At 47.3% G+C, this 20,732-nt stretch carries 17 protein-coding genes; 7 read left to right on the plus strand and 10 right to left on the minus strand.

The window, feature by feature from the left end:
* Positions 1–49: 49 nt before the first annotated feature.
* The 6 genes from C6W44_RS09020 to C6W44_RS09050 form a co-directional block, all read right to left on the minus strand.
* Positions 50–1,210 carry a multidrug resistance efflux transporter family protein gene (locus C6W44_RS09020; RefSeq protein ID WP_105245077.1) on the minus strand — a complete coding sequence of 387 codons (1,161 nt, stop codon included), beginning with the start codon at positions 1,208–1,210 and terminating at the stop codon, positions 50–52.
* Positions 1,211–1,352: 142 nt separating this feature from the next.
* Positions 1,353–2,084, minus strand: a complete 732-nt coding sequence (queE, locus tag C6W44_RS09025) for a 7-carboxy-7-deazaguanine synthase QueE (protein ID WP_105245078.1) — start codon at positions 2,082–2,084, stop codon at positions 1,353–1,355.
* A 469-nt stretch (positions 2,085–2,553) separates the two neighbouring features.
* The gene (gene dapD / locus C6W44_RS09030) at positions 2,554–3,375 is read right to left on the minus strand and encodes a 2,3,4,5-tetrahydropyridine-2,6-dicarboxylate N-succinyltransferase (protein ID WP_105245079.1); all 822 of its coding nucleotides are present in this window, start codon (positions 3,373–3,375) and stop codon (positions 2,554–2,556) included.
* 101 nt (positions 3,376–3,476) lie between these two features.
* Positions 3,477–4,436, minus strand: a complete 960-nt coding sequence (locus tag C6W44_RS09035; protein ID WP_105245080.1) for an alpha/beta fold hydrolase — start codon at positions 4,434–4,436, stop codon at positions 3,477–3,479.
* A gap of 113 nt (positions 4,437–4,549) precedes the next feature.
* Complete coding sequence (locus tag C6W44_RS09040; protein ID WP_227526404.1) at positions 4,550–6,130, minus strand: amidohydrolase; 1,581 nt, start codon at positions 6,128–6,130, stop codon at positions 4,550–4,552.
* Positions 6,131–6,376: 246 nt separating this feature from the next.
* Entirely contained in the window at positions 6,377–6,610 is a 234-nt protein-coding gene (locus tag C6W44_RS09050) for a hypothetical protein (protein WP_227526405.1), read from the minus strand.
* Between the two features lie 547 nt (positions 6,611–7,157).
* Between C6W44_RS09050 and C6W44_RS09055 the strand changes: the two genes are divergently transcribed.
* From C6W44_RS09055 to C6W44_RS09065, 3 genes are read left to right on the plus strand one after another with little or no spacing between them, the layout of a single operon-like run.
* Entirely contained in the window at positions 7,158–8,171 is a 1,014-nt protein-coding gene (locus C6W44_RS09055) for a TAXI family TRAP transporter solute-binding subunit (RefSeq protein ID WP_105245082.1), read from the plus strand.
* Positions 8,152–8,676: a DUF1850 domain-containing protein gene (locus tag C6W44_RS09060; protein WP_105245083.1), complete on the plus strand. Its 525-nt coding sequence runs from the start codon at positions 8,152–8,154 to the stop codon at positions 8,674–8,676. The genes C6W44_RS09055 and C6W44_RS09060 overlap by 20 nt, the downstream gene beginning before the upstream one ends.
* Positions 8,648–10,732, plus strand: coding sequence for a TRAP transporter permease (locus C6W44_RS09065; RefSeq protein ID WP_199774472.1), 2,085 nt, complete (start codon positions 8,648–8,650; stop codon positions 10,730–10,732). Before C6W44_RS09060 ends, C6W44_RS09065 begins: the two co-directional genes overlap by 29 nt.
* A 300-nt stretch (positions 10,733–11,032) precedes the next feature.
* Here the strand turns inward: C6W44_RS09065 and lipA are convergent, their stop codons facing one another.
* The gene (gene lipA / locus C6W44_RS09070; protein ID WP_105245084.1) at positions 11,033–12,076 is read right to left on the minus strand and encodes a lipoyl synthase; all 1,044 of its coding nucleotides are present in this window, start codon (positions 12,074–12,076) and stop codon (positions 11,033–11,035) included.
* 117 nt (positions 12,077–12,193) lie between these two features.
* Positions 12,194–12,604 (minus strand): carboxymuconolactone decarboxylase family protein, encoded by a 411-nt coding sequence (locus C6W44_RS09075; protein ID WP_105245085.1) that lies wholly within the window; start codon positions 12,602–12,604, stop codon positions 12,194–12,196.
* 588 nt (positions 12,605–13,192) lie between these two features.
* On the opposite strand from C6W44_RS09075, the gene acnB reads away from it, so the two are divergent.
* The 3 genes from acnB (at position 13,193) to C6W44_RS09090 (ending at position 17,056) form a co-directional block, all read left to right on the plus strand.
* The gene (gene acnB, locus C6W44_RS09080) at positions 13,193–15,796 is read left to right on the plus strand and encodes a bifunctional aconitate hydratase 2/2-methylisocitrate dehydratase (RefSeq protein WP_105245086.1); all 2,604 of its coding nucleotides are present in this window, start codon (positions 13,193–13,195) and stop codon (positions 15,794–15,796) included.
* Positions 15,797–15,992: 196 nt separating this feature from the next.
* On the plus strand, positions 15,993–16,433 hold the full coding sequence (locus C6W44_RS09085; protein ID WP_227526406.1) for a DUF805 domain-containing protein: 441 nt from the start codon (positions 15,993–15,995) through the stop codon (positions 16,431–16,433).
* A 176-nt stretch (positions 16,434–16,609) separates the two neighbouring features.
* The gene (locus tag C6W44_RS09090; protein WP_192995658.1) at positions 16,610–17,056 is read left to right on the plus strand and encodes a PACE efflux transporter; all 447 of its coding nucleotides are present in this window, start codon (positions 16,610–16,612) and stop codon (positions 17,054–17,056) included.
* A 97-nt stretch (positions 17,057–17,153) separates the two neighbouring features.
* Here C6W44_RS09090 and C6W44_RS09095 read toward each other — a convergent pair whose 3' ends face one another.
* A complete protein-coding gene (locus C6W44_RS09095) occupies positions 17,154–17,951 on the minus strand; it encodes an enoyl-CoA hydratase/isomerase family protein (protein ID WP_105245087.1) in 798 nt (265 codons plus the stop codon).
* Positions 17,952–18,343: 392 nt separating this feature from the next.
* On the opposite strand from C6W44_RS09095, the gene C6W44_RS09100 reads away from it, so the two are divergent.
* Positions 18,344–19,156 (plus strand): alpha/beta fold hydrolase, encoded by an 813-nt coding sequence (locus C6W44_RS09100; protein ID WP_105245088.1) that lies wholly within the window; start codon positions 18,344–18,346, stop codon positions 19,154–19,156.
* Between the two features lie 138 nt (positions 19,157–19,294).
* Here C6W44_RS09100 and C6W44_RS09105 read toward each other — a convergent pair whose 3' ends face one another.
* Entirely contained in the window at positions 19,295–20,371 is a 1,077-nt protein-coding gene (locus C6W44_RS09105) for an HpcH/HpaI aldolase/citrate lyase family protein (protein ID WP_105245089.1), read from the minus strand.
* Between the last annotated feature and the right edge of the window lie 361 nt (positions 20,372–20,732).

Here is a 20,732-nt window from a genome sequence, read left to right on the forward strand (position 1 = left end):
ATTGCATTCGTCGTGTAGCAAAAACATCAACGAGACAGCTGTATACGACTTAGCCATCCTTGGCAAAAAATATCAGCCCGATAATGATCAAACCAATACCGAGCAAACCCATCGCTGAAGGTACCGAGTTACCCAGTAATAATATTCCACCGATAAGGGCAAATATCACCTCACTGGCTTGGGTGGCATCGACGCCAGCCACTTCGCTTGAGGTCACCGCCTGACCGCGCGCGTACAAAAATATAGTAGTAGCCGCCACCCCGGCCAACAAAGCCACCAGCAATGTATTAAACACCTGTGTGCTATCGGGCAGCTCGGGTCGCACTATCATGCCCAAAAGCAGCCAAAATGGCAAACTCCCCAGAGTCATTAGCCAAACTTTGTTAAAGGCATTGTGTAGTAAGGTAGTCTCAATCGAGGGGATACGATGGATCAGAGTTTGCAGTAGTGACGGCGCAGGTGCGGCGGCAGGCAGAGCATTTAGAGCGGTGCTGGTGGTACTAGTGTCATATAAAGTAGGCGGCAGATCATAAGCTTCAGAGGTGAGTGGCTCGTCATGGGTGTCGGCAGTGCCAGATACGGCGTGCGACTGATCTGCCAAGTCAGCGGGTAACGCTGGCGTGCGGGAGTTATGAGTGACTTGCCAGACCAACTGATTGCCAATCGGGTAGCTAAAGGCGGCAATAAGGGCGGGCAGTGCGCCATAGAGCAGCATCTGTGCCATAGGGACAGCATGGGCAATATCAGTGTCGGCAAGTGCAGCGGCGTGCAAGCCCTCACTGACATTGACCATCACCACGCCAACAAACACCAAAAGGGCATAAAGGATGAATTTTTTATCAAAACGCTGGCCAAAGACCATCAGCACCAATAAGCTGGTAACGACGGTAAACATAAAGGTCGCCGCGACCACCCAGCCTGCCACATGATCGGCGGCATAGCAGATACCTGCATAAAACAGCCCAAAGCCAATACTGCCTGTGAGGCACCAAAAAACCCAGTGCTGAAAAAAGACCGCTGTCAAAGCTTTGAGGCGCCCCATCCCTTGCTGAAACAAGATGATGCCGGTGATTATCAGCCACATAAAGACATAGCGCAGACTCGCCGACCAAAACCAGTGGCCGCCTGCCGCGCTCATCATCTCATTTAAAATAAATGTCGAGCTAAAAAACGCCCCTGCCAATAAGCCCAGTAGTATTAGCTTGATCATCCTTGTGCACTTATCCTTATTTCCGTGTCGTGTGAGCGATTTATACCGTTTTTCTTGTGCCCTTGATACAGCTATTTAGCTGTTTATGATAACGCCGAGGCGATGCCTATCGTTATTTGCCTTTTTACTGTTTGCCTTTTCTCTATTTACCTTTGGCATCTGCCCAAATGATTTTGTGCAATTGCAGCTGAAAGCGCACGGGCAGGGCATCGGTCAGTATCCATTCAGCAAGCTCGCGGGCAAGCACAGGCACCTCTGGACTGACCGCGTCATCGATATCATCTGCAACAGTAAACATCGGCGAAAACCAAATCGTGCCGACGCGTTTATCCAGCTGATGCTCAATGAGTGTGGCTTTTGCCCAGTCATAGTCAGTGCGGTTCATAATGACAAACTTAATCTGATCATGCTGGGTTAAGTGGTCAAGATTTGACCAAAGGTTTTTAGCAGCTTCGCCTGAGCTTGGGGTTTTGAGATCCATCATTTTGCTGACCGCCGCGGGCACGTCTTTGACACTCAGCGCTCCTGCCGTCTCAAGGGAAATCTCATAGCCATCGCTGAGCAGGCGTTGCATCAGCTCGATGGCATTGGGCTGCGCCAATGGCTCACCGCCCGTCAGACAAATCCGCTTGCACGGATAGGTTTTGATCGTCGCTATGATGGCATCTAATGACTGACGCTCGCCACCTGTAAAGGCATACTCAGTATCGCAGTAGACGCATCTGAGTGGACAGCCGGTTAAGCGGACAAATATGGTCGGTAAGCCTGAGGTCAGCGCCTCACCTTGTAGCGAGTAAAAAATCTCTGTCAAACGCAGACCTGCGCTCGGGTCGGTGACAGGGATGGCGGCGGTGCGTAACGGCGACTGGTTCATAATGGTTTCAAATACGATATAGTTTCAACGACAATTAAGAGCTGATAAGACGATAGGTTGATAAAGCGCTCGGCGATAAGCTTGTGCAAAAAGTCAGGTCGTAGGTGCGGCCGCTTTATGCGAGGATAGCGCAAAAAATCACGGTGAATTATAACGTAACCAATGATATTACGCTGCGGCTAATACATAAAAAATTAAAACATAAAAAAAGATGCTGAAGCCATGCTCCAGCATCTGTATATAAAGCTATTTTACTAGGGCGTGTCCTCATTTTAAAAATGGTGATAAAAATGAGATAAATCGCCGTCAAACAAGGAAGATAGCGCAAGTAATATCGAGATATTAGTCAGCTATTTGACACCGTTTGACCAGATTTAGCTATTTTTAGCCCATTTAGATGGCTATCGATTGAATTGAGGACACGCCCTAAAAACGGTTTGGTATAAAAACCAACGTATACGCGAGCAGATTAGTCTAAGCGTAGCAGCTCATTGACCGCTGTTTTTGCGCGCGTCTGTGCATCGACTTTTTTGACGATGATGGCGGCATAGAGGCTATGGCTGCCGTCTTTTGATGGCAAGCTACCTGGTACGACGACAGAGCCTGCTGGTACGCGGCCGCGATGAATCTCGCCTGTCTCGCGATCATAAATGCGCGTTGATTGACCGATATACACGCCCATGGAGATGACCGCGCCTTCTTCGACGATGACACCTTCGACGATCTCAGAGCGTGCACCGATAAAGCAGTTGTCTTCAATGATGGTCGGGTTGGCTTGTAGTGGCTCAAGCACGCCGCCGATACCCACGCCGCCTGAGAGATGCACGTTTTTGCCGATTTGGGCACATGAGCCGACCGTCGCCCATGTATCAACCATCGCGCCTTGATCCACATAAGCGCCGATATTGACGTATGAGGGCATCAGCACCGCGCCTGCCGCGACATATGAGCCTTTACGAGCGATAGCAGGTGGCACGACACGTACGCCAGCTTCTTTAAACTGCGCTTCGGTCCAGTCAGCAAATTTGGTCGGTACTTTGTCATAAAACTGCACATGGTCGCCAGCGGCTTGTACGTAGTTGTCGTTTAGGCGAAATGACAGTAGTACTGCTTTTTTGGCCCACTGATTGACGACCCATTCGCCATCCTTTTTTTCTGCTACGCGCAGGCTGCCGTTATCTAATTGCTCAAGCACTTGCTCGATGGCATCGCGCACATCTTGCGGCATGGTGCTTGGGCTATATTCGTTGCGGTTTTCAAAGGCTTGTTCGATGGTTTGTTGTAATGACATAAAGGTTCCTAAAGTTAATAAAAGAGAAATCTTATAAAAAAATAAGGGCGTAAATGTGGTGAAAAAACACGTTCGCTGTATTGTCGCTAATTTGACCGCTTTTAGCAAACGTCCGCAGTATTATCTTCTATCCATTCTAGGATATCTTGATAAACGATTTGATGATCTTTTTCATGGAGCGGCTCATGACGCATATTTGGATAAAGCTGGATATCGACGTTGCTAAAGCTTTGCTGGTTTAAGCGGGTGACGATGCGACGAATGCCGCGACCCATATTGCCGATAGGGTCGTCCTCGCCGCTGATAAAGAGCATCGGAAAGTCCTTGGGAATGGTGGCGGCCCAGTGTTTATTCAGCCCCGTTTCCATCAAACAAAACAGCGTCATAAAGCCGTTATTGGTAAAATCAAAGCCTGTCAATGGATCAGCCTCATAGTCTGCGATGGCTTCAGGGTTTTGACTTAACCAAGCAAACTCAGAGTCTGATTGGCGGTTCTTTAGCTTGCTATTGAGGACTTTATTCATGACCGTGGCAAATACAGGATTTGGGGTTTTTGGGGCGACTTTTGCCAAGAGTTTATTGGCAGGTACCAGCATTTTGGTCAAGGGGTTGGCATCTGCACTGCCCATCAAGATAGCACCTGCAAAGCGATGAGCATGATGTTTGAGGACATTGCGGACGATAAAGGAGCCCATTGAGTGCCCCATGACAAAGTGTGGCACCTCCGGATGACGCGCTTGTAGCTGATCTGCCATCACGATGACGTCTTTTAGCAATGACTGCATAGGATGCTCGTCAGCGAAAAAACCTAAGTCCGCTTGGGTTTTGACGGTTTTACCATGGCCTAAATGGTCATAAGTGGCGACGGCGATACCGTGATCGGCCAAAAACTGTGCAAAATCTGCATAGCGGCCACTATGCTCGGCCATACCGTGTACGACGAGTAGGGTGGCCTTGATATGGGTTTGTGTATCGCTTGGCACAAAAAACGTATGATGCAGATGGTGGATATTGTCTGAGGACAAAATATGCTCGTGACTGCTATCGGTGCTACTACTCATAAAAAACTCCTATGATTCGGTAAAATACGGGGCGCATGATTGTCATAAACATAGAGGGCAAATCGCACGATATAAGCTGCCTGATATCGTGCATGGGCCATATCATTTGGCTGCTATTGTACTGGACGCTGATAAATAGTGTTGCCTTCTTTGATGGTTTTTACTACTTTAATATTGCGGATATCGGCTGGTTTTATGGTCAGTGGGTTGTTATCTAAAATCACCAAATCCGCGAGTTTACCAGCAGCCAGTGTGCCTTTGGTGTCTTCTTCAAGATACTGATACGCCGCGTTGCTGGTGATGGCCTTGAGAGCTTGGTACGGCGTGATGCGTTCATCAGCACCGATGACTTGGCCTGTACGTGAGGTGCGATTGACCGCTGTCCAAACAGAAAACAGCGGATCGACTGGCGTGACAGTGTCGTCGGAGTGATTGGTATAAGGGATGCCCATTTTATCAACTGTGGCAAGAGAGCTTAAGGAGTTGGCGCGTTTTTCGCCCAAGTTTTTGATATGGACATCGCCCCAAAAGTAAGCGTGGTTGGTAAAAAATGACGGCACCATATTGTGCTTTTTAAACGCCGCTAGCTGGTCTGGCCGTGCAAACTGCGTATGAATCGGCACGATACGGCGGTCTTTATCAGCGGCTTGCCCCGTTTGTTTGACCGCATATTCGTGCGCTTTGAGGATCATATCAGTGGCCGCGTCACCATTATTATGAATAAATAACTGATTGTCATTTTTATAGGCTTTGACAAACATCTCATTCATCTTCTCTTGGCTGATACTCGGCAAGCCGCGGCAGTCGCTCTCGCAGTTTGGTACAGGCGTCAGATAAGGCTGAGTAAAGTAAGCGGTCTTGCCTTGCGGGGAGCCGTCTTGCGCTGTGGTCACGCCGTACTTGGCGTAGTAGTCTTGGGTTTGATCAAAAAACTGCGCTTGCTTGGGCTCAAGCGTCTTAAGTAGTTGATACATAAGCGGATACATCGCCGTCTCTTGTAGCAGACCATTTGGCTTGTTTGAGCCTTTGACTCGGGCGATATTACCGCCTTCAGGTGACTGGCTATCAGCAGTGATGTCCATAGCAGCCAGCGCACTGGAGTTGGCAACCCCCATATGACCACTGGTGTGCTGCAAATACACTGGGTTATTTGGCAAAACGCTATCAATCTCTTCTTTGGTCGGATGGCGATCCTCAGTGAGCTGAGTCGCATCATAACCCCAGCCAAATATCCACTCGCCATCAGCGATATTATTGTCCTTTTTATAAGCCTTTAACGCTCGCAGCATTTTATCGATATTGTCTATCTTACCAATCGGCGGCGCGCTCAGATCCACCTGTCCCATAGTGTTGGACACCAAGCCAAAATGACTGTGCGGATCGATAAATCCTGGCAGCAGCGTCTGATGTTGCAAATCGACGGTCGCGGCGTTTTTATAGTTGTCTTGCGCGTGTTTTAAGCTGCCAACATAAGCAATCTTACCGTTTTGGGTAACCAATGCTTGCGCCAGTTGCGGCTGGTCGCCCTCCATGGTAATGATATTGCCGTTATAATAGATGGTTGCTTGACTGGTCGCTGCTTGTACCGCCACCGTGCTGTCTTGATTGTCTGCTGTCAGATTTGCTGCACAGCCGATCATGCTCAATAGGCCCATGCCTAATAAGACCGGTCTTATAAATCGATGTGTGCTCATTTTCTTCCCTAGTCTTATCTTTTCTCATGAATGATAGACGTACTGTGCGCTTTGCCAAAAGATACCGATAGAACCAATCTAACTATAATGCCAAATGCGGTCAATATCCTTGGGCGATTTGTTGCTTTTCTATCCTGTGGGAGCCAGTAGCGCCTAGAGCATGCATTAATGCTGATATGGAATAAGCAGCCTTAACGTCCTACAAGTCAATATGGGCTATCTGTGCAATATGTCGTGTGTGCATTGTCATGTCGCAGCCAGCCCATACCGTACCAAGATGATATAACGCATAGCTAGCATTTTTGGCGCATAGATATTGGTGCGGTATGGCACCTCGGACGGCATGAATTTATGACTCTGACCATGACGGGGCAAAAAGGCGACGGTAGTGCCGGTCAGCTCGCCCAATACAATGTCATCAGACGGCTCACCGACAGGCGTCTCAAGTTTAACGCGACGTTTATTGGTCAAGTCTGCCATCTGATACAGGCCACTGCCGCCGATAATGGCGATATCAGCGGTTTGCTTTGTTGCTGAGGTAGTAGGGCGCTCCCTGATGTTTTGCGATAAGTATTTATTGAGAATATAGCACTCTTCTTACGTAGGAATGTCATTACTCTGCATCGCTATCCTTGGGCAGAGAGTCACATAGGGTCCTTTGCAGTTATTGATAGTCATCGTGTCTCTTATATCTGTCATAAAGGTTTACAAAAAAGCGAGGTTTTGTTTAAATGGTTATATATTGAAACATGGTTTCGCATATCAAAACTACGCGTATTGAAGTAGTGTGTAGCAAACCCGCGTGTACTAAAACCGTATGTATCAAAACTACAGTTTTTGTATATAGTTGATCCACTATAAAAGAAATGCAGTAAGACAAGAAAGCATTTTACGCAGTATTTGTTTGCGTTGCCACAGGCAGTTTATTTACCATAAGAATTACTATAGTATTACAGGTCTGTAACGTATCTATTTTTAAAGACTATGCGTTTAGACAAACGTATAAAACATTTCAAGGATGAATGCCATGCTCAACTCTTTAAAATCTCCTTTGCTTTTATCAGCGATGTTAAGTGCTGTTTTAGGCCTAACCGCGTGCTCTTCTCCAAGCTCAGAAAACACAGACAATGCAGCGGCAGAAAGTAGTGCCACTGCAGACGATAAGCTGGACACAAAGTTTGTCACCATCGCCACAGGCGGCGCATCTGGCCCTTATAATATTATTGGTACAGCATTGTCTGAGGTTTATGCCAAAACCTTTGGGGTCAACTCAAAGACGCAGACCACAGGCGCATCAGTTGAAAACGTCAATTTATTAACCCAAGGCAAGGTAGATATGGTATTGGCGCTGAGCGATGTCGTCACCGATGCCGTCGATGGCAAAAATAACTTTGAGCAGCCAATTGACAATATTCAGCAGATCGCTGTGTTATACCCCAATGTCGTGCAAATCGTGACGTCGCAACAGTCGGGTATCAAAAATATCGAAGATTTGCGTGGTAAGCGTATTGCGGTTGGCGATCAAGGTTCAGGCACAGAGGTGAATGCGCGCACCCTATTAGAAGGCTTTGGTATTACTTATGATGATATCACCGTCGACTATTTAGGCTTTGCTGAAGCGGCTGATGGTATGAAGGCTGGCAAAATCGAAGCGGCGTTCTTTAGTAGTGGTCTACCAAACTCGTCATTGATGGAGCTAGAGCAGGGCTTGGATTTGCAGCTGGTCACTATCGATCAAGACAAGTTGAATGAGATCATCGCCACCAAACCGTACTTTAAAACCTTTGAGATACCAGCGGGTACTTACGGCAACGATGCCGCGATACCGACGGCCGCGATTATGAATGCGTTGTTGGTGCGTTCGGATTTATCTGAAGACGATGGTTATAAGCTGACTAAGGCTTTGTTTGATAATTTGGACGGCCTAAAAACCGCGCATCAAGCAGCCAATGATATCAGCTTAGAGTCTGCCAACACTGGTATGGTAGCCCCAATTCATCCTGGCGCTAAAAAGTACTACGATGAGCAAGCAGCCAAGTAAACGTCTATGGTTATTAACTAGCGCGGCACTGATGGCTGCGCTAGTTTTTTTTGTGCTATGGGCCAGCGTATCCCAGCAGCCCGTTGTCGAAATGCAAGTCGATGGCACCACCTGTTATTTTACTGAGCCAAACTTTGAGCTGCGCTGGATCCATTCTGTAGAAAAGCAGTGGTGGGAGGAGCAGTATCAGCGTACAGACGACGGTCTGCTGTTGACCACTACCTATTTTGAAGCGTTTGGTGCAGGTACGCCGTCGACTGAAGCGCTAGCCCCCATACAAAAACCTGGCTATTTGGGTTATCAAATCAACGAAACACTGCCTAGTCTTAATTGGGTAGTGTCTAGATTGACCAAGGGTGAGCTAAATTATGCCGACCATCGGCTTTTGATTCATGAGTGGGCGCCAGATTATTCTGAAGTAACGGTTACGCCCAAGACGTATCATTTAATTGACAGATTACAAAAGGACTTTTGTCATGAACTCGCAAGTGACGGATCACGATAATGTGACCACGATGTCAGCCAATCATGCTGATCTGCCTATCCATGCCAGCACCCATGCTGCTACCAATGTAGATGCCGAGCTTGACGCGCAAGCTCATAATCAGGCCATATTAGAAAAGTATGATCGAGAGTCGATCACCCGTCACATCACTCAAGGCCCAGTCAAGTATTTTATCGCTGGAATTTGCATTTTATATTCTATCTTTCACTTGTATATCACCTTCAACCCAATGCCAGCACTATTGCAGCGCTCTGTACACGTCGGTGTTGGTTTTGCTCTGATATTTCTGATATTTCCAGCCAGTAAAAAAAGTAGCCGCAAGCACGTCGCTTGGTATGACTGGATTTGGTTCTTGCTATCATTGTCTGGCATGGCTTATCTGATATACGAGTATCAAGATATCGTGACCTCACGTGGTGGTATGGCCAATCCGGTCGATGTGATATTTTCTATCATCACCGTCATTTGTGTGTTAGAGGGCAGTCGCCGTATCACCGGTTGGATTTTGCCGATCTTGGCATCGATATTTTTGGCTTATCCATTTGTCAGCCATCTAGATTTTATGCCTGATCGATTGCTCACGCGTCCTTATGATATGGGCGATATCTTTGGTCAGTTGTTTTTAAAAACGGAAGGTCTGTATTCTGTGGCGATTGGCGCGTCGGTGACGTTTATCTTTTTGTTCATCTTATTTGGCGCGTTTTTGGCGCGCTCTGGTATGGGTCAGCTGTTTAATGATTTGGCATTGGCTATTGCTGGGGATAAAAAAGGCGGCCCTGCCAAGGTTGCAGTCATCTCAAGCGGCTTTATGGGCAGTATCAACGGCTCAGCATTATCGAACGTTGTCAGCACCGGCGCGTTTACTATTCCGTTGATGAAAAAAGTCGGCTATCACAAAGACTTTTCGGGAGCAGTAGAAGCCAGCGCGTCAGTTGGTGGGCAGATATTGCCACCGATTATGGGAGCCAGTGCCTTTATCATGGCGGAGACCACAGGGCTACCTTATAGCACCATTGCTTTAGCGGCTTTATTGCCGGCAGTGCTCTACTATCTGGGCGTTATTGCTCAAGTGCATTTTCGTGCGGGTCGCCGCGATCTAAAAGGCATCGCCAAAGAAAACCTGCCCGCCGTCAAAGAAGTATTAAAAGCGCGCGGTCATATGCTACTACCGATTGTGTTTTTGATTTATTTATTGATTGAAAACGTACCCGTCGGCTATGCCGCGGCCTATACCATTGGCTTCACGGTTGCCATTAGTATGCTACGCAAAGAGACCAGAATGGGGTTTTCGGACATTTTGGGTGCACTAGCAGATGGTGCTCGCCAGTCGCTGGCGGTGATGGCGGCCTGTGCGGTGGTCGGGGTGATCATTGGCGTTGTCAGCTTAACCAGCTTTGGGACGGTGATGACATCATCCATCGTGACATTGGGCGCTGGATCGTTATTCTTAACCCTAATATTGACCATGCTTGCCTCTATGGTACTCGGCATGGGGCTACCGTCTATTCCTGCGTATATCATTACCGCAACGATGGCAGCGCCTGCACTAGCAGGTTTTGATATTCCTATTTTATCAGCGCATATGTTTGTGTTTTATTTCGGTATTTTTGCCAATATTACGCCGCCTGTCTGTCTGGCAGCCTTTGCTGGTGCAGGTATATCTGGTGGTGACCCGATGAAGACAGGGTTTTTGTCGTTGAAGCTGGCATTGGCCGGATTTATCGTGCCGTTTATGTTCATCTATAGTCCGACAATGCTGATGATAGATCCCACGGGTCTGGCAGTCACGGCAAAAGACTTTCCGCTGCCGCCTATCCTTGATATCGTGACAGTGGTATTGACATCGGTAACAGGGGTTATTGCTTTAGGGGCGGCGCTAGAGGGCTATTTTAGGGGCGCTATGAGTCCACTCACGCGTGGCATATTGGCCATCGGCGCGTTACTACTGATTTATCCTGAACTGACTACAGGGGTTATAGGTGGGATTATCGTGCTAATTATCGCTGTTTGGAACATAAAAACAGCCAAAAAGCCCACACCGACCTTAACGGTTTAAAGCGTTAGGTATCTATATTAGGGCGTGTCCTCAATTCAATCGATAGCCATCTAAATGGGCTAAAAATGGCTAAATCTGGCCAAACGGTGTCAAATAGCTGACTAATATCTCAATATTATCTGCGCTATTTTCCTTGTTTGACGGCGATTTATCTCATTTTTATCGCCATTTTTAAAATGAGGACACACCCTAAGAGATTGGTTTATTTGTAAAATAAAAAAGGGTGAGTAACAAAATCTGTTACCCACCCTTTTTCTATTAAACTCACAGGGCAACGGTTGCTCAAACCTGATTCAAGCATTAACAACCAAGTTTACCCTCAGCCTCGAGTGCTTTTTTACTACGGATTGGCGCCGGGCAGTCTTCACCGTAGTATTGACGATCGGCAAAGTAGCTGGAGCGTACCATCGGGCCTGCCCAAATGCTAAAGAAGCCAATCTTTTTGCCATAATCCATATAGCGCTGAAACTCGTCTGGATGCACGTAGCGATCAACAGGCGCATGATCCTTACTGGGCTGCAGATACTGACCGATAGTAATCATATCGACATCATGGGCTTTTAAGTCATCAAGCAGCGCATAGACCTCCTCTTCTGTCTCACCAAGACCGACCATAAAGCCGCACTTGGTGGCGATATCAGTACGACGCGCTTTGTACAGTTTAAGCAAGTCGAGTGAGTGCTGATAATCAGAGCCTGGACGGAAGGCTTTGTACAGACGCGGAACCGTCTCGATATTATGGTTAAAGACATCTGGCGGGGTTTCCGTCAATAAATCAAGCGCAATCTCCATACGACCACGGAAATCTGGCACCAATATCTCGATCAAGCAGTTTGGGCTTAGCGCGCGAGATTCGTTCAATACTTCTACAAAATGCCCAGCGCCGCCGTCCTTTAGATCATCGCGGTCGACAGAGGTGATCACCGCATATTTAAGACCCAAGCCTTGAATGGTCTCAGCAGTGTGGCGCGGCTCGTCTTTATCAAGCGCATTTGGACGACCATGACCCACATCACAGAACGGACAGCGACGGGTACAGATATCGCCCATAATCATAAAGGTCGCGGTACCATCGGCAAAGCACTGCGGCAGGTTAGGGCAGGCAGCTTCTTCACAGACGGTATAGAGCTTTTGTTCGCGCAGTGTGGCTTTGATACGTGCGACTTCCGCAGGGGAAGACATCTTGACCCGAATCCAGTCAGGCTTTTTTTTGGCCTCGACCGTTGGGATGACCTTAATGGGAATACGGGCAACTTTATCATAGCCACGTAGCTTTTCGCCTTGCACTGCTTTTTTTGGTTTGGCCTTGGCAGCAGGGACATAGGTTTGTACGGCAGTCGTCATAATCAATGATCTCTTAACCCTTTATAGTATAAGGGTTTATGGAATTATCAGTATGCTTTATAGGTGTCTTTATTATAGCAGATATTGTGCTCAGGGTTTATTATTCAACCCTTTGTGCTATGGCTTTTTATTTAAGTTATCAATATCTATACCCATCTCATTAAATACTTCGATAGCCGCGCGAAAAGCCTCTTGAGTGGCAGGCGCGCCGCAGTAGGGCAAGCTGTGCATCAGTACCTCTCGAATCTCGGCAACGCTCGCCCCGTTATTGATGGCACCGCGAATATGGCCTTTTAGCTCGGTCGGGCTTTTTTGTGCGACCAAAAAGGCGATGGTGATTAAGGAGCGGTATTTGCGCGGTAATACCGAGTCATCCTGCCACGTACTGCCCCAAGCATGCTCGATGATCCAGTCTTGCAGCGGCTGGGTAAAGCCAGTGGCGTTATCTAATGAGCGTTTGACATGTGCTTCGCCCATCACTTCAGTGCGTACTTGTAGGCCGTTTTCATAAGCGGTGTTGTTTGCCATATTGTGGTCGTCTCTGTTGTTTATTGTATAATCAATTGAAAATAAAACTGTTATATAAGTTTAAACGCGCTACTGGTATAAATTTTACTTGCGTGCTGCGTTCCCAGAGGCTGCGCAACCTACGTTTAAAAATAGCATCCCAGTAGCGCTATGACATTTTTAGAGTGCATCGGCTATATGTGGTATGGATATTTTAACTTCTTATCTCTGAGATTTTTTGCCGTGTTTTGTATTTAGGCGTATGCGCAGTTTTTTCAAGTCTGTGTTGCTCTATAAGCGGCCATCTGTACTTTTAAAATCGCGGTTGTTATGTCATTTATGTTGATTATACAGGCAAAAAATGACCTCTAAGACAGCCGGTTATTTTTAGACAGATAAGGGGATAATCAGTCCTCTGATTGATGGTACTATTTTTATAATAAATGTCCAATATGGCCTTATTCTGAGCCTTTTAAAGCCATAGCCATTAACATTTAGAGCGTTTTAAGCTATGATTGCACGGATAATTATTTCATCTAGTACACAGACGTAGGCGGTCATGCTGACTCCCACGTATTGTGCTAACCCCAACTGACGAGGACGACTATTGTGTTAGAAGCTTATCGTAAACATGTCGAAGAACGTGCCGAGCTAGGAACTGTACCGCTACCACTGAATGAAAAGCAAGTAGCAGAATTGGTTGAACTATTAAAAAACCCACCAGCAGGCGAAGAAGCGTTCTTAATGAACCTGCTAGAAAACCGTATTCCTGCTGGCGTTGACCAAGCTGCTTACGTTAAAGCTGCATTTTTGGCTGCTATCTTAAAGGGCGAAACCTCGTCACCACTTATCAGTAAGAAAAAAGCGGTCGAAATCCTAGGTACCATGCAAGGTGGCTACAACGTACAGCCATTGGTCGCCGCGCTTGATGATGAAGAGGTTGCTCAAGAAGCAGCTGATGCACTAAAGAAAACCTTGCTCGTATTTGACGCGTTCAACGATGTCACCGAAAAAGCCGAAGCGGGTAACGCTTTTGCAAAAGAAGTAATTCAGTCTTGGGCTGACGCTGAGTGGTTTTTGAATCGTCCAGAAGTACCAAAAAAATCAACTTATACGACGTTTAAAGTCACAGGCGAGACCAACACTGACGACTTGTCGCCAGCCCAAGACGCATGGAGCCGTCCTGATATCCCATTACATGCGCTTGCTATGCACAAAAACTCTCGTGACGGCATCACTGCTGACGAAGAGGGCGTGCGCGGTCCAATGAAGCTTATTGATGAGCTAAAAGAAAAAGGCCACCCACTTGCGTACGTTGGTGACGTTGTCGGTACCGGCTCTAGCCGTAAGTCTGCGACCAACTCAGTGCTATGGCTGATGGGCGAAGATATTCCGAACGTACCAAACAAACGCGGCGGCGGTCTGGTACTGGGTAACAACATTGCACCGATCTTCTTTAATACTATGGAAGATTCTGGCGCCTTGCCAATCGAAAAAGTGGCGGTTGATAAGCTAAACATGGGCGATGTGTTTGACATCTATCCACATGACGGCAAAATCACCAAGCATGACTCAGACGAGATCATCTCAGAGTTCAAACTAAACTCGCCAACGCTACTTGATGAAGTGCGCGCTGGTGGCCGTATTCCATTGATCGTTGGCCGTGGCCTCACCAACCGTGCGCGTGAGTACATGGGTCTGGGTCATTCAGACGTATTTGCGAAACCAGAAGAGCCAGCCGATACTGGTAAAGGCTTTACCCTTGCACAAAAAATGGTCGGTAAAGCGTGTGGCCTACCAGGCGTACGCCCAGGCATGTACTGTGAGCCAAAAATGACAACCGTTGGTTCTCAGGATACTACAGGTCCAATGACGCGTGATGAGCTAAAAGACTTGGCGTGCCTAGGTTTCCAAGCAGACCTCGTCATGCAGTCATTCTGTCATACGGCCGCTTATCCAAAGCCAGTTGACGTTGAGACTCAGCACACACTACCTGACTTTATCATGAACCGCGGCGGCGTCAGCTTACGTCCAGGTGATGGTATCATTCACTCATGGCTTAACCGTATGCTACTGCCAGATACCGTTGGTACTGGTGGTGACTCGCACACGCGTTTCCCAATGGGTATCTCGTTCCCAGCGGGTTCTGGTCTGGTAGCCTTTGCTGCAGCCACTGGTGTGATGCCACTAGATATGCCTGAGTCTGTGCGTGTCCGCTTCGTCGGTGAGCGTCAGCCTGGTATCACGCTACGTGACCTCGTCCATGCCATCCCTTATCAAGCCATCAAAGAAGGTTACTTGACGGTTGATAAAAAAGGCAAAATCAACGAATTCAACGGTCGTATCCTTGAGATCGAAGGTCTAGAAGATTTGACCGCTGAGCAAGCGTTTGAGCTATCTGATGCCTCAGCTGAGCGTAGTGCTGCTGGTTGTACCATCACGCTATCTGAAGAGTCGGTGACTGAGTACCTAAACTCAAACATCACCCTGCTTAAATGGATGATCTCTGAAGGCTATGGCGATGCACGTACCATCAGCCGCCGTATCGAACAAATGCAAGACTGGCTTGCCAACCCAAGCCTGATGCGTGCTGACGACGATGCAGAATACGCCATCGATATGACCATCGATATGAGCGAGATCAAAGAGCCAATCCTGTGCTGCCCGAACGATCCAGACGATGCAAAAACTTTGGCTGACGTGGCTGGTGACACCATCGATGAAGTATTCATCGGTTCGTGCATGACCAACATCGGTCACTTCCGCGCGGCAGGTAAACTGCTACAAGACGTTCCAGCAGGTAGCCTCAAGACGCGTCTATGGATCGCACCACCAACTAAGATGGATGCCCGTCAGTTGATGGAAGAGGGTTACTACAACGTCTACGCACAAGCTGGCGCTCGTACTGAGATGCCAGGCTGCTCACTATGTATGGGTAACCAAGCACGTATCGCACCGAAGTCTACTGCGGTATCGACGTCGACTCGTAACTTCCCGAACCGTCTCGGTCAAGGCGCGAACGTTTATCTCGCGTCAGCTGAGCTTGCAGCAGTAGCGGCGGTACTGGGTAAACTGCCAACTAACGATGAATACCAGCAGTACGCTGGCATGCTCAACAGCATGGGCGATGAAGTGTATCAATACATGAACTTCGATCGTATGGAAGAGTACACTGAAGAAGCGGATAAGATTAACGTTGCTCAGTTGACTTAATCTTTACAGTGGAATGTTTTTAAGTTTCACCACTTTTGTATAAATAGAATCCCGTATCAAAATGATGCGGGGTTTTTTTATGAAAATAAAATACCTTGAATAGTTTGCAAACTTTTTTTTGGAGTTTATACTTTAGTGAACTAGGCAAACTTTTGGTTGGCGACTTAACTCTTACAGATACATGAAGACAAACCCTATGGAAAATAAAAATATGCTCGATAAAGTAACGCCGCCACCTCTGCCAGATGCTGCGGTGAACAATCATAGTGCCGAAGCAAACTATGGCATACTCGATTGGTTTAAAAAATGTCTTAGAAATTATAGCAACTTCTCTGGTCGTGCTAGACGTAAAGAATATTGGTATTTTGTGTTGGTACAAATGGGTTTGCTTTTTATAGCGATAGTGTTAGATAGCATGATATTTGATGCAGAAACAGGGCTGTTTTATATCGTAGTGGTACTTGGCCTGTTTTTGCCAAGCTTGGCGGTGACGGTGCGCAGGCTGCATGATACCAGTCGCTCAGGATGGTGGTTTTTCATCTCTATTTTACCTTTGATAGGCTCTATCATCCTACTGGTATTTTTGGCGAGTGATACCAAGCCTGAAAGCAATCAATGGGGTCCACCCGCCAAATAAACGCTTCTGACCAAACGGTCGATAAGGGCAGCTGCTGATTTTTTTATTATTTTAGGTATAATATAAGGGCAGGCGGAAACCGTGGCTCTGCACGTTCTTATTTTCTTACTTTGTTATCTCGGGACGGACCGATACTTTGATTATGCACTTATCATTCAGGTGCTTTGGAGTCTTGGTTGATTACTTTATCCCCTCTCAAACGTCGCATCGTCTATGTGACTGTCTTTGAAATCATCGCGATTATCTCATCCACCTATATATTGATGATGCTCAGTGGTAGTGATGCCGCAGAGTCGTTACCAGTGGCGGTGATGGTGTCATTGGCGGCGGTGATTTGGAATTTTTTATACAATACCGTATTTGAAGCATGGGAGCGCCGCCGGCAAGTGGCAGCGCGTACACTGCTGATTCGTAGCGTTCATGCTGTTGGGTTTGAAGGCGGGCTGGTCTTGATTTGCTTGCCATTGTATATGCTTTGGTACGATGTTGGTTTGGTGGCAGCCTTTATGATGGAGGCAGCGTTATTGCTGTATTTCTTGGTATATACTTTTATATTTACCTTGGTATTTGACAAGATATTCACGTTACCACATCACTATAAGCCAGCTGCTACCTCTTCATAAAAGCCCGTGTTATCTCATTTCATCCAAAAAAGGCTGCCTGATGGCAGCCTTTTTGATGATAGTACTTCTCGAGTGTTATCAGAGCCTTCCTAGCGGATTAGCGACCGATATAAACTGGTTTGCGCTTTTCAATAAATGCGGTAACGCCCTCAATGAAATCATCAGTTTTAGCCAATCTTGCTTGTTGGTGTACTTCCATATCAAGCGCTTCATTTAGCCCTGCGTAGGCGTGGGTGTTTAGCATATGTTTCATGCTGGATAATGCCTGAGCTGGCAGGTCGCTTAGACGAGAAGCGAGTTTTGCTACCGCATCATCTAATTCAGCAGGCGCCACAACTTGATTGACCAAGTTTAGCTCAGCCATGTCTTGCGCGCTAATTTTGTCGCCCAGCATCACAAGCTCAGTGGTCTTTGCCGGGCCTACTAGCTGGTTTAGTAAATATACACCGCCTGCATCAGGAACGAGGCCGATGTGGACGAACGCTTGCACGAATTTGGCGTTGTCGGCGGTGATACGAAAGTCACAGGTGAGTGCTAGGTTCATGCCTGCACCGGCCACCGCACCTTCTAATTTAGCAATAATTGGCTTATGAATATGGCGTAGCTTTAAGCTAACTTCGCCTGCGCCTTCGACCATGCCCTTTATTTTGTTTGAGATGACGGTTTTGTCGATACCTTCAGACAGCATTTCTTTGATATCACCGCCGCTAGAAAAGTTACCGCCAGCGCCTTGTAGGACAATCACTCGAACGTCGTCATCAGCGTCGGCTTGCTCAAGGGCGGTCAATACGCTTTTTTTTAGTGGTGTGCTAAAGGCATTGAGACTCTTTGGGTCATTTAGGGTGATGGTGGCGATATGGTTTTCGCTTTGATACTCAACAAGAGAGGATGACATTGGATTTCCTTATATGAATGGTCTTATGACGTTGGCTAATCGTATCGCTAGATGAATCAGAAGATAAATCAGACACATGGCTAGCAAGCTGCTCAATGAAACGGTGGTGTTCTGGTGTGCGATACCTACGCCGCTCGATGCGACAACAAACAACTTATCATCTCGCGGTATCATGTATAGCGATTGACGATATTGGCTTGTAGCGTCCGCCTTTGTAGATGGCGGCGGCATGGAACAGCGGCTTCGATTACTTACTATAGCAGCTTGTTCTGATTATAAAAGCAAGTTTTGTGGGCGCAAAAGACACGGCTATATAAAGGTCAAATATGCTAAACTGTCAATACCCAAAATAAGTCACCAACCTCTCTTATTTATCAGACAAGGAAGTGGTTATGCCAACGATCCATATCAATAACACAGACATTTATTACGAAGACAGCGCGCCAAATGATACGCAAAAACCAGTCATGGTGTTTGCTCATGGATTGTTATGGAATACCCAGATGTATGACAAGCAAGTGGCATACTTCCAAGAGCACTATCGCTGTATTGCTTATGATTTTCGTGGCCAAGGCCAATCGCAGATTACCAAAGACGGCTATGATATGGATAATTTAACTAAAGACACCATTGGCTTACTTGACGCGCTAGATATCGATAAGTGTCATTTTGTTGGCTTATCTATGGGCGGGTTTGTGGCTCAGCGTATCGCCATCAAAGCCCCAGAGCGCTTACTATCACTTATCTTACTGGAGACGTCTGCCGATCCAGAAGACCCGAAAAACGTGCCACAGTATCGCAAGCTGGTTAAGGCCATACGCTGGATGGGTATCAAGCGCGTCAGTAATAAAGTGATGCCGATTATGTTTGGCAGTAGTTTTTTGGCAGACAAGTCGCGCAAGTCTGAGCGTAAAGAGTGGCTTACGATGCTACAAGGCAATCGTAAGGGTGGCGTCATCAAGGCGACGATGGGGGTTATTGAGCGCTCAGGTACTTACGATCAGCTAGGTGCGATTACCACGCCGACCTTGATCGTTGTAGGGGATGAGGATGCGGCAACACCGTATGAAAAGGCCGAGCGTATGCATTTTGCTATCAAAGGCTCAAAGCTTGCGATTGTCAAAGGTGCAGGCCATACCGCCACTGTGGAAGAGCCTGAGCAGGTCAATCGCATCATTGGCCAGTTTTTAGAGTGCTGCGCCTAGTATCGCCTTAGCGTTTGCATTGGTACAACACCCAAAAAGCCGCTATCATAGCTGTGATAGCGGCTTTTTTGATTGATATGTGCGCGCCATTTATCTTGATTTTATCAGTGCATGTACAATAAAGACACGCCCCAATCTCTAGAGGCGAGCGCGATACTCGCTATTGCTATCATCTATCGTGCCAAACACCTCAGCGCGGTTGACGATCTCTGTCGCCCAAGCACGATGCGTGGCAGGCTCGAGCATGGTGTTGTTGTACTTAAATACCGCTTTGGCCTCGCTATGCAGTATCGCTTGTGCTTCATCTAAGGTGCTAAGAGAGACGCAGTACGCCTGCTGCACCAACGCAATTTGGCTTGGGTGTATGACGGTCTTGCCGACTAAACCCAAGCTGACATCGCGGGTCAGCTCTTGCATAAATAGCGTTGGCTGATCTAGATACTCAAAGACGGGCGCTGTCAGATAAAACCCGTGCGGTACAAAGCAGCCGAGTAGCTGATAGGCCAGTGTGCCAATAGGGGTGTCATAGACGATGCTGTTTTTTGGGCGACGTAAGCGCAGCGCAGCAAATAAGTCATTGCCGCCGATACGTAGGGCAAAGACTGGCTGATTAAAGGCTTCTTTAAAGCCGATGGCCAGCTCTTGATTATGCCGCGGATCAAAGAGTGCTGCAGTCTCGAGCGTCGGCATCAACAGCTGGGTACTGCTAATATTTTGACAAGCCAGCCGCCAGTTGGACAAGCTATACATATCCACTTTTGGCAATACAAAACCATCGATAAGGTCGATATGAGCGTAGTCTGCGAGCTGTTGTAGCATCGCTGGGCTGCGCGGACGCACAAAGACCAAGGGGCGTGTCGGCAGCTGGGCGGGCGGCTGGGATTCTAGCGACGCTCGTTTGCAGGGCTGATTGATTGTATCGACATGCTCGGCCCACGTGTTTAGTAAGTCTTGTAAGCGCTCGAGTGCCAGCTCGACATCGCTATGACCGACAGCGTCCTCTAAACAAATGATAATACTATTAATCGTCGGTAGCTTGTCGCGTTTGATGACCTGCCAGATGTCTTGGCGCGTGGCCGGCATATAAAGGCTAGCACCGAGCTGATAAGGGTGATGCGTATGTGGTCTCACCATGGCATGGCGCTCGGTGATGAGGTGGGCATAAGATTGAGTATACGCGTATCGGTTTGATTGGTTTTTGGGGATATCGGACATAATGGGCATCGTAGTTGTGATGAATGAAAGGATAAAACGTTATCATCGTCTCACTCAAAAAAACAATACAGGATGGCTGGTCTATGTTTTTACTTCTCACACGATAGGCTGAGTAAGCAAAAACGTAGACCAGCGTAGCGATGTTATTAGGATAGCGCTTTTTAAAACTGGCTTTAGCGTGTGTCTGCAACGGAACTATGAGGTTAAAAATGAGATATATTTTTGTCCAGCTAGGGTCAGATCAAAGCTCATATCAGTATATTAGCTAAGAATGAGACACCGTTTGGCATAAATATAGCCATTTTTAATCCGTAAATCACGAAAGTTGTCATTGAAGACACGCCCTAGTATAAGCGATATG

This window comes from Psychrobacter sp. Marseille-P5312, from assembly GCF_900291405.1.
GTDB classification, from domain to species: Bacteria; Pseudomonadota; Gammaproteobacteria; order Pseudomonadales; family Moraxellaceae; genus Psychrobacter; species Psychrobacter celer.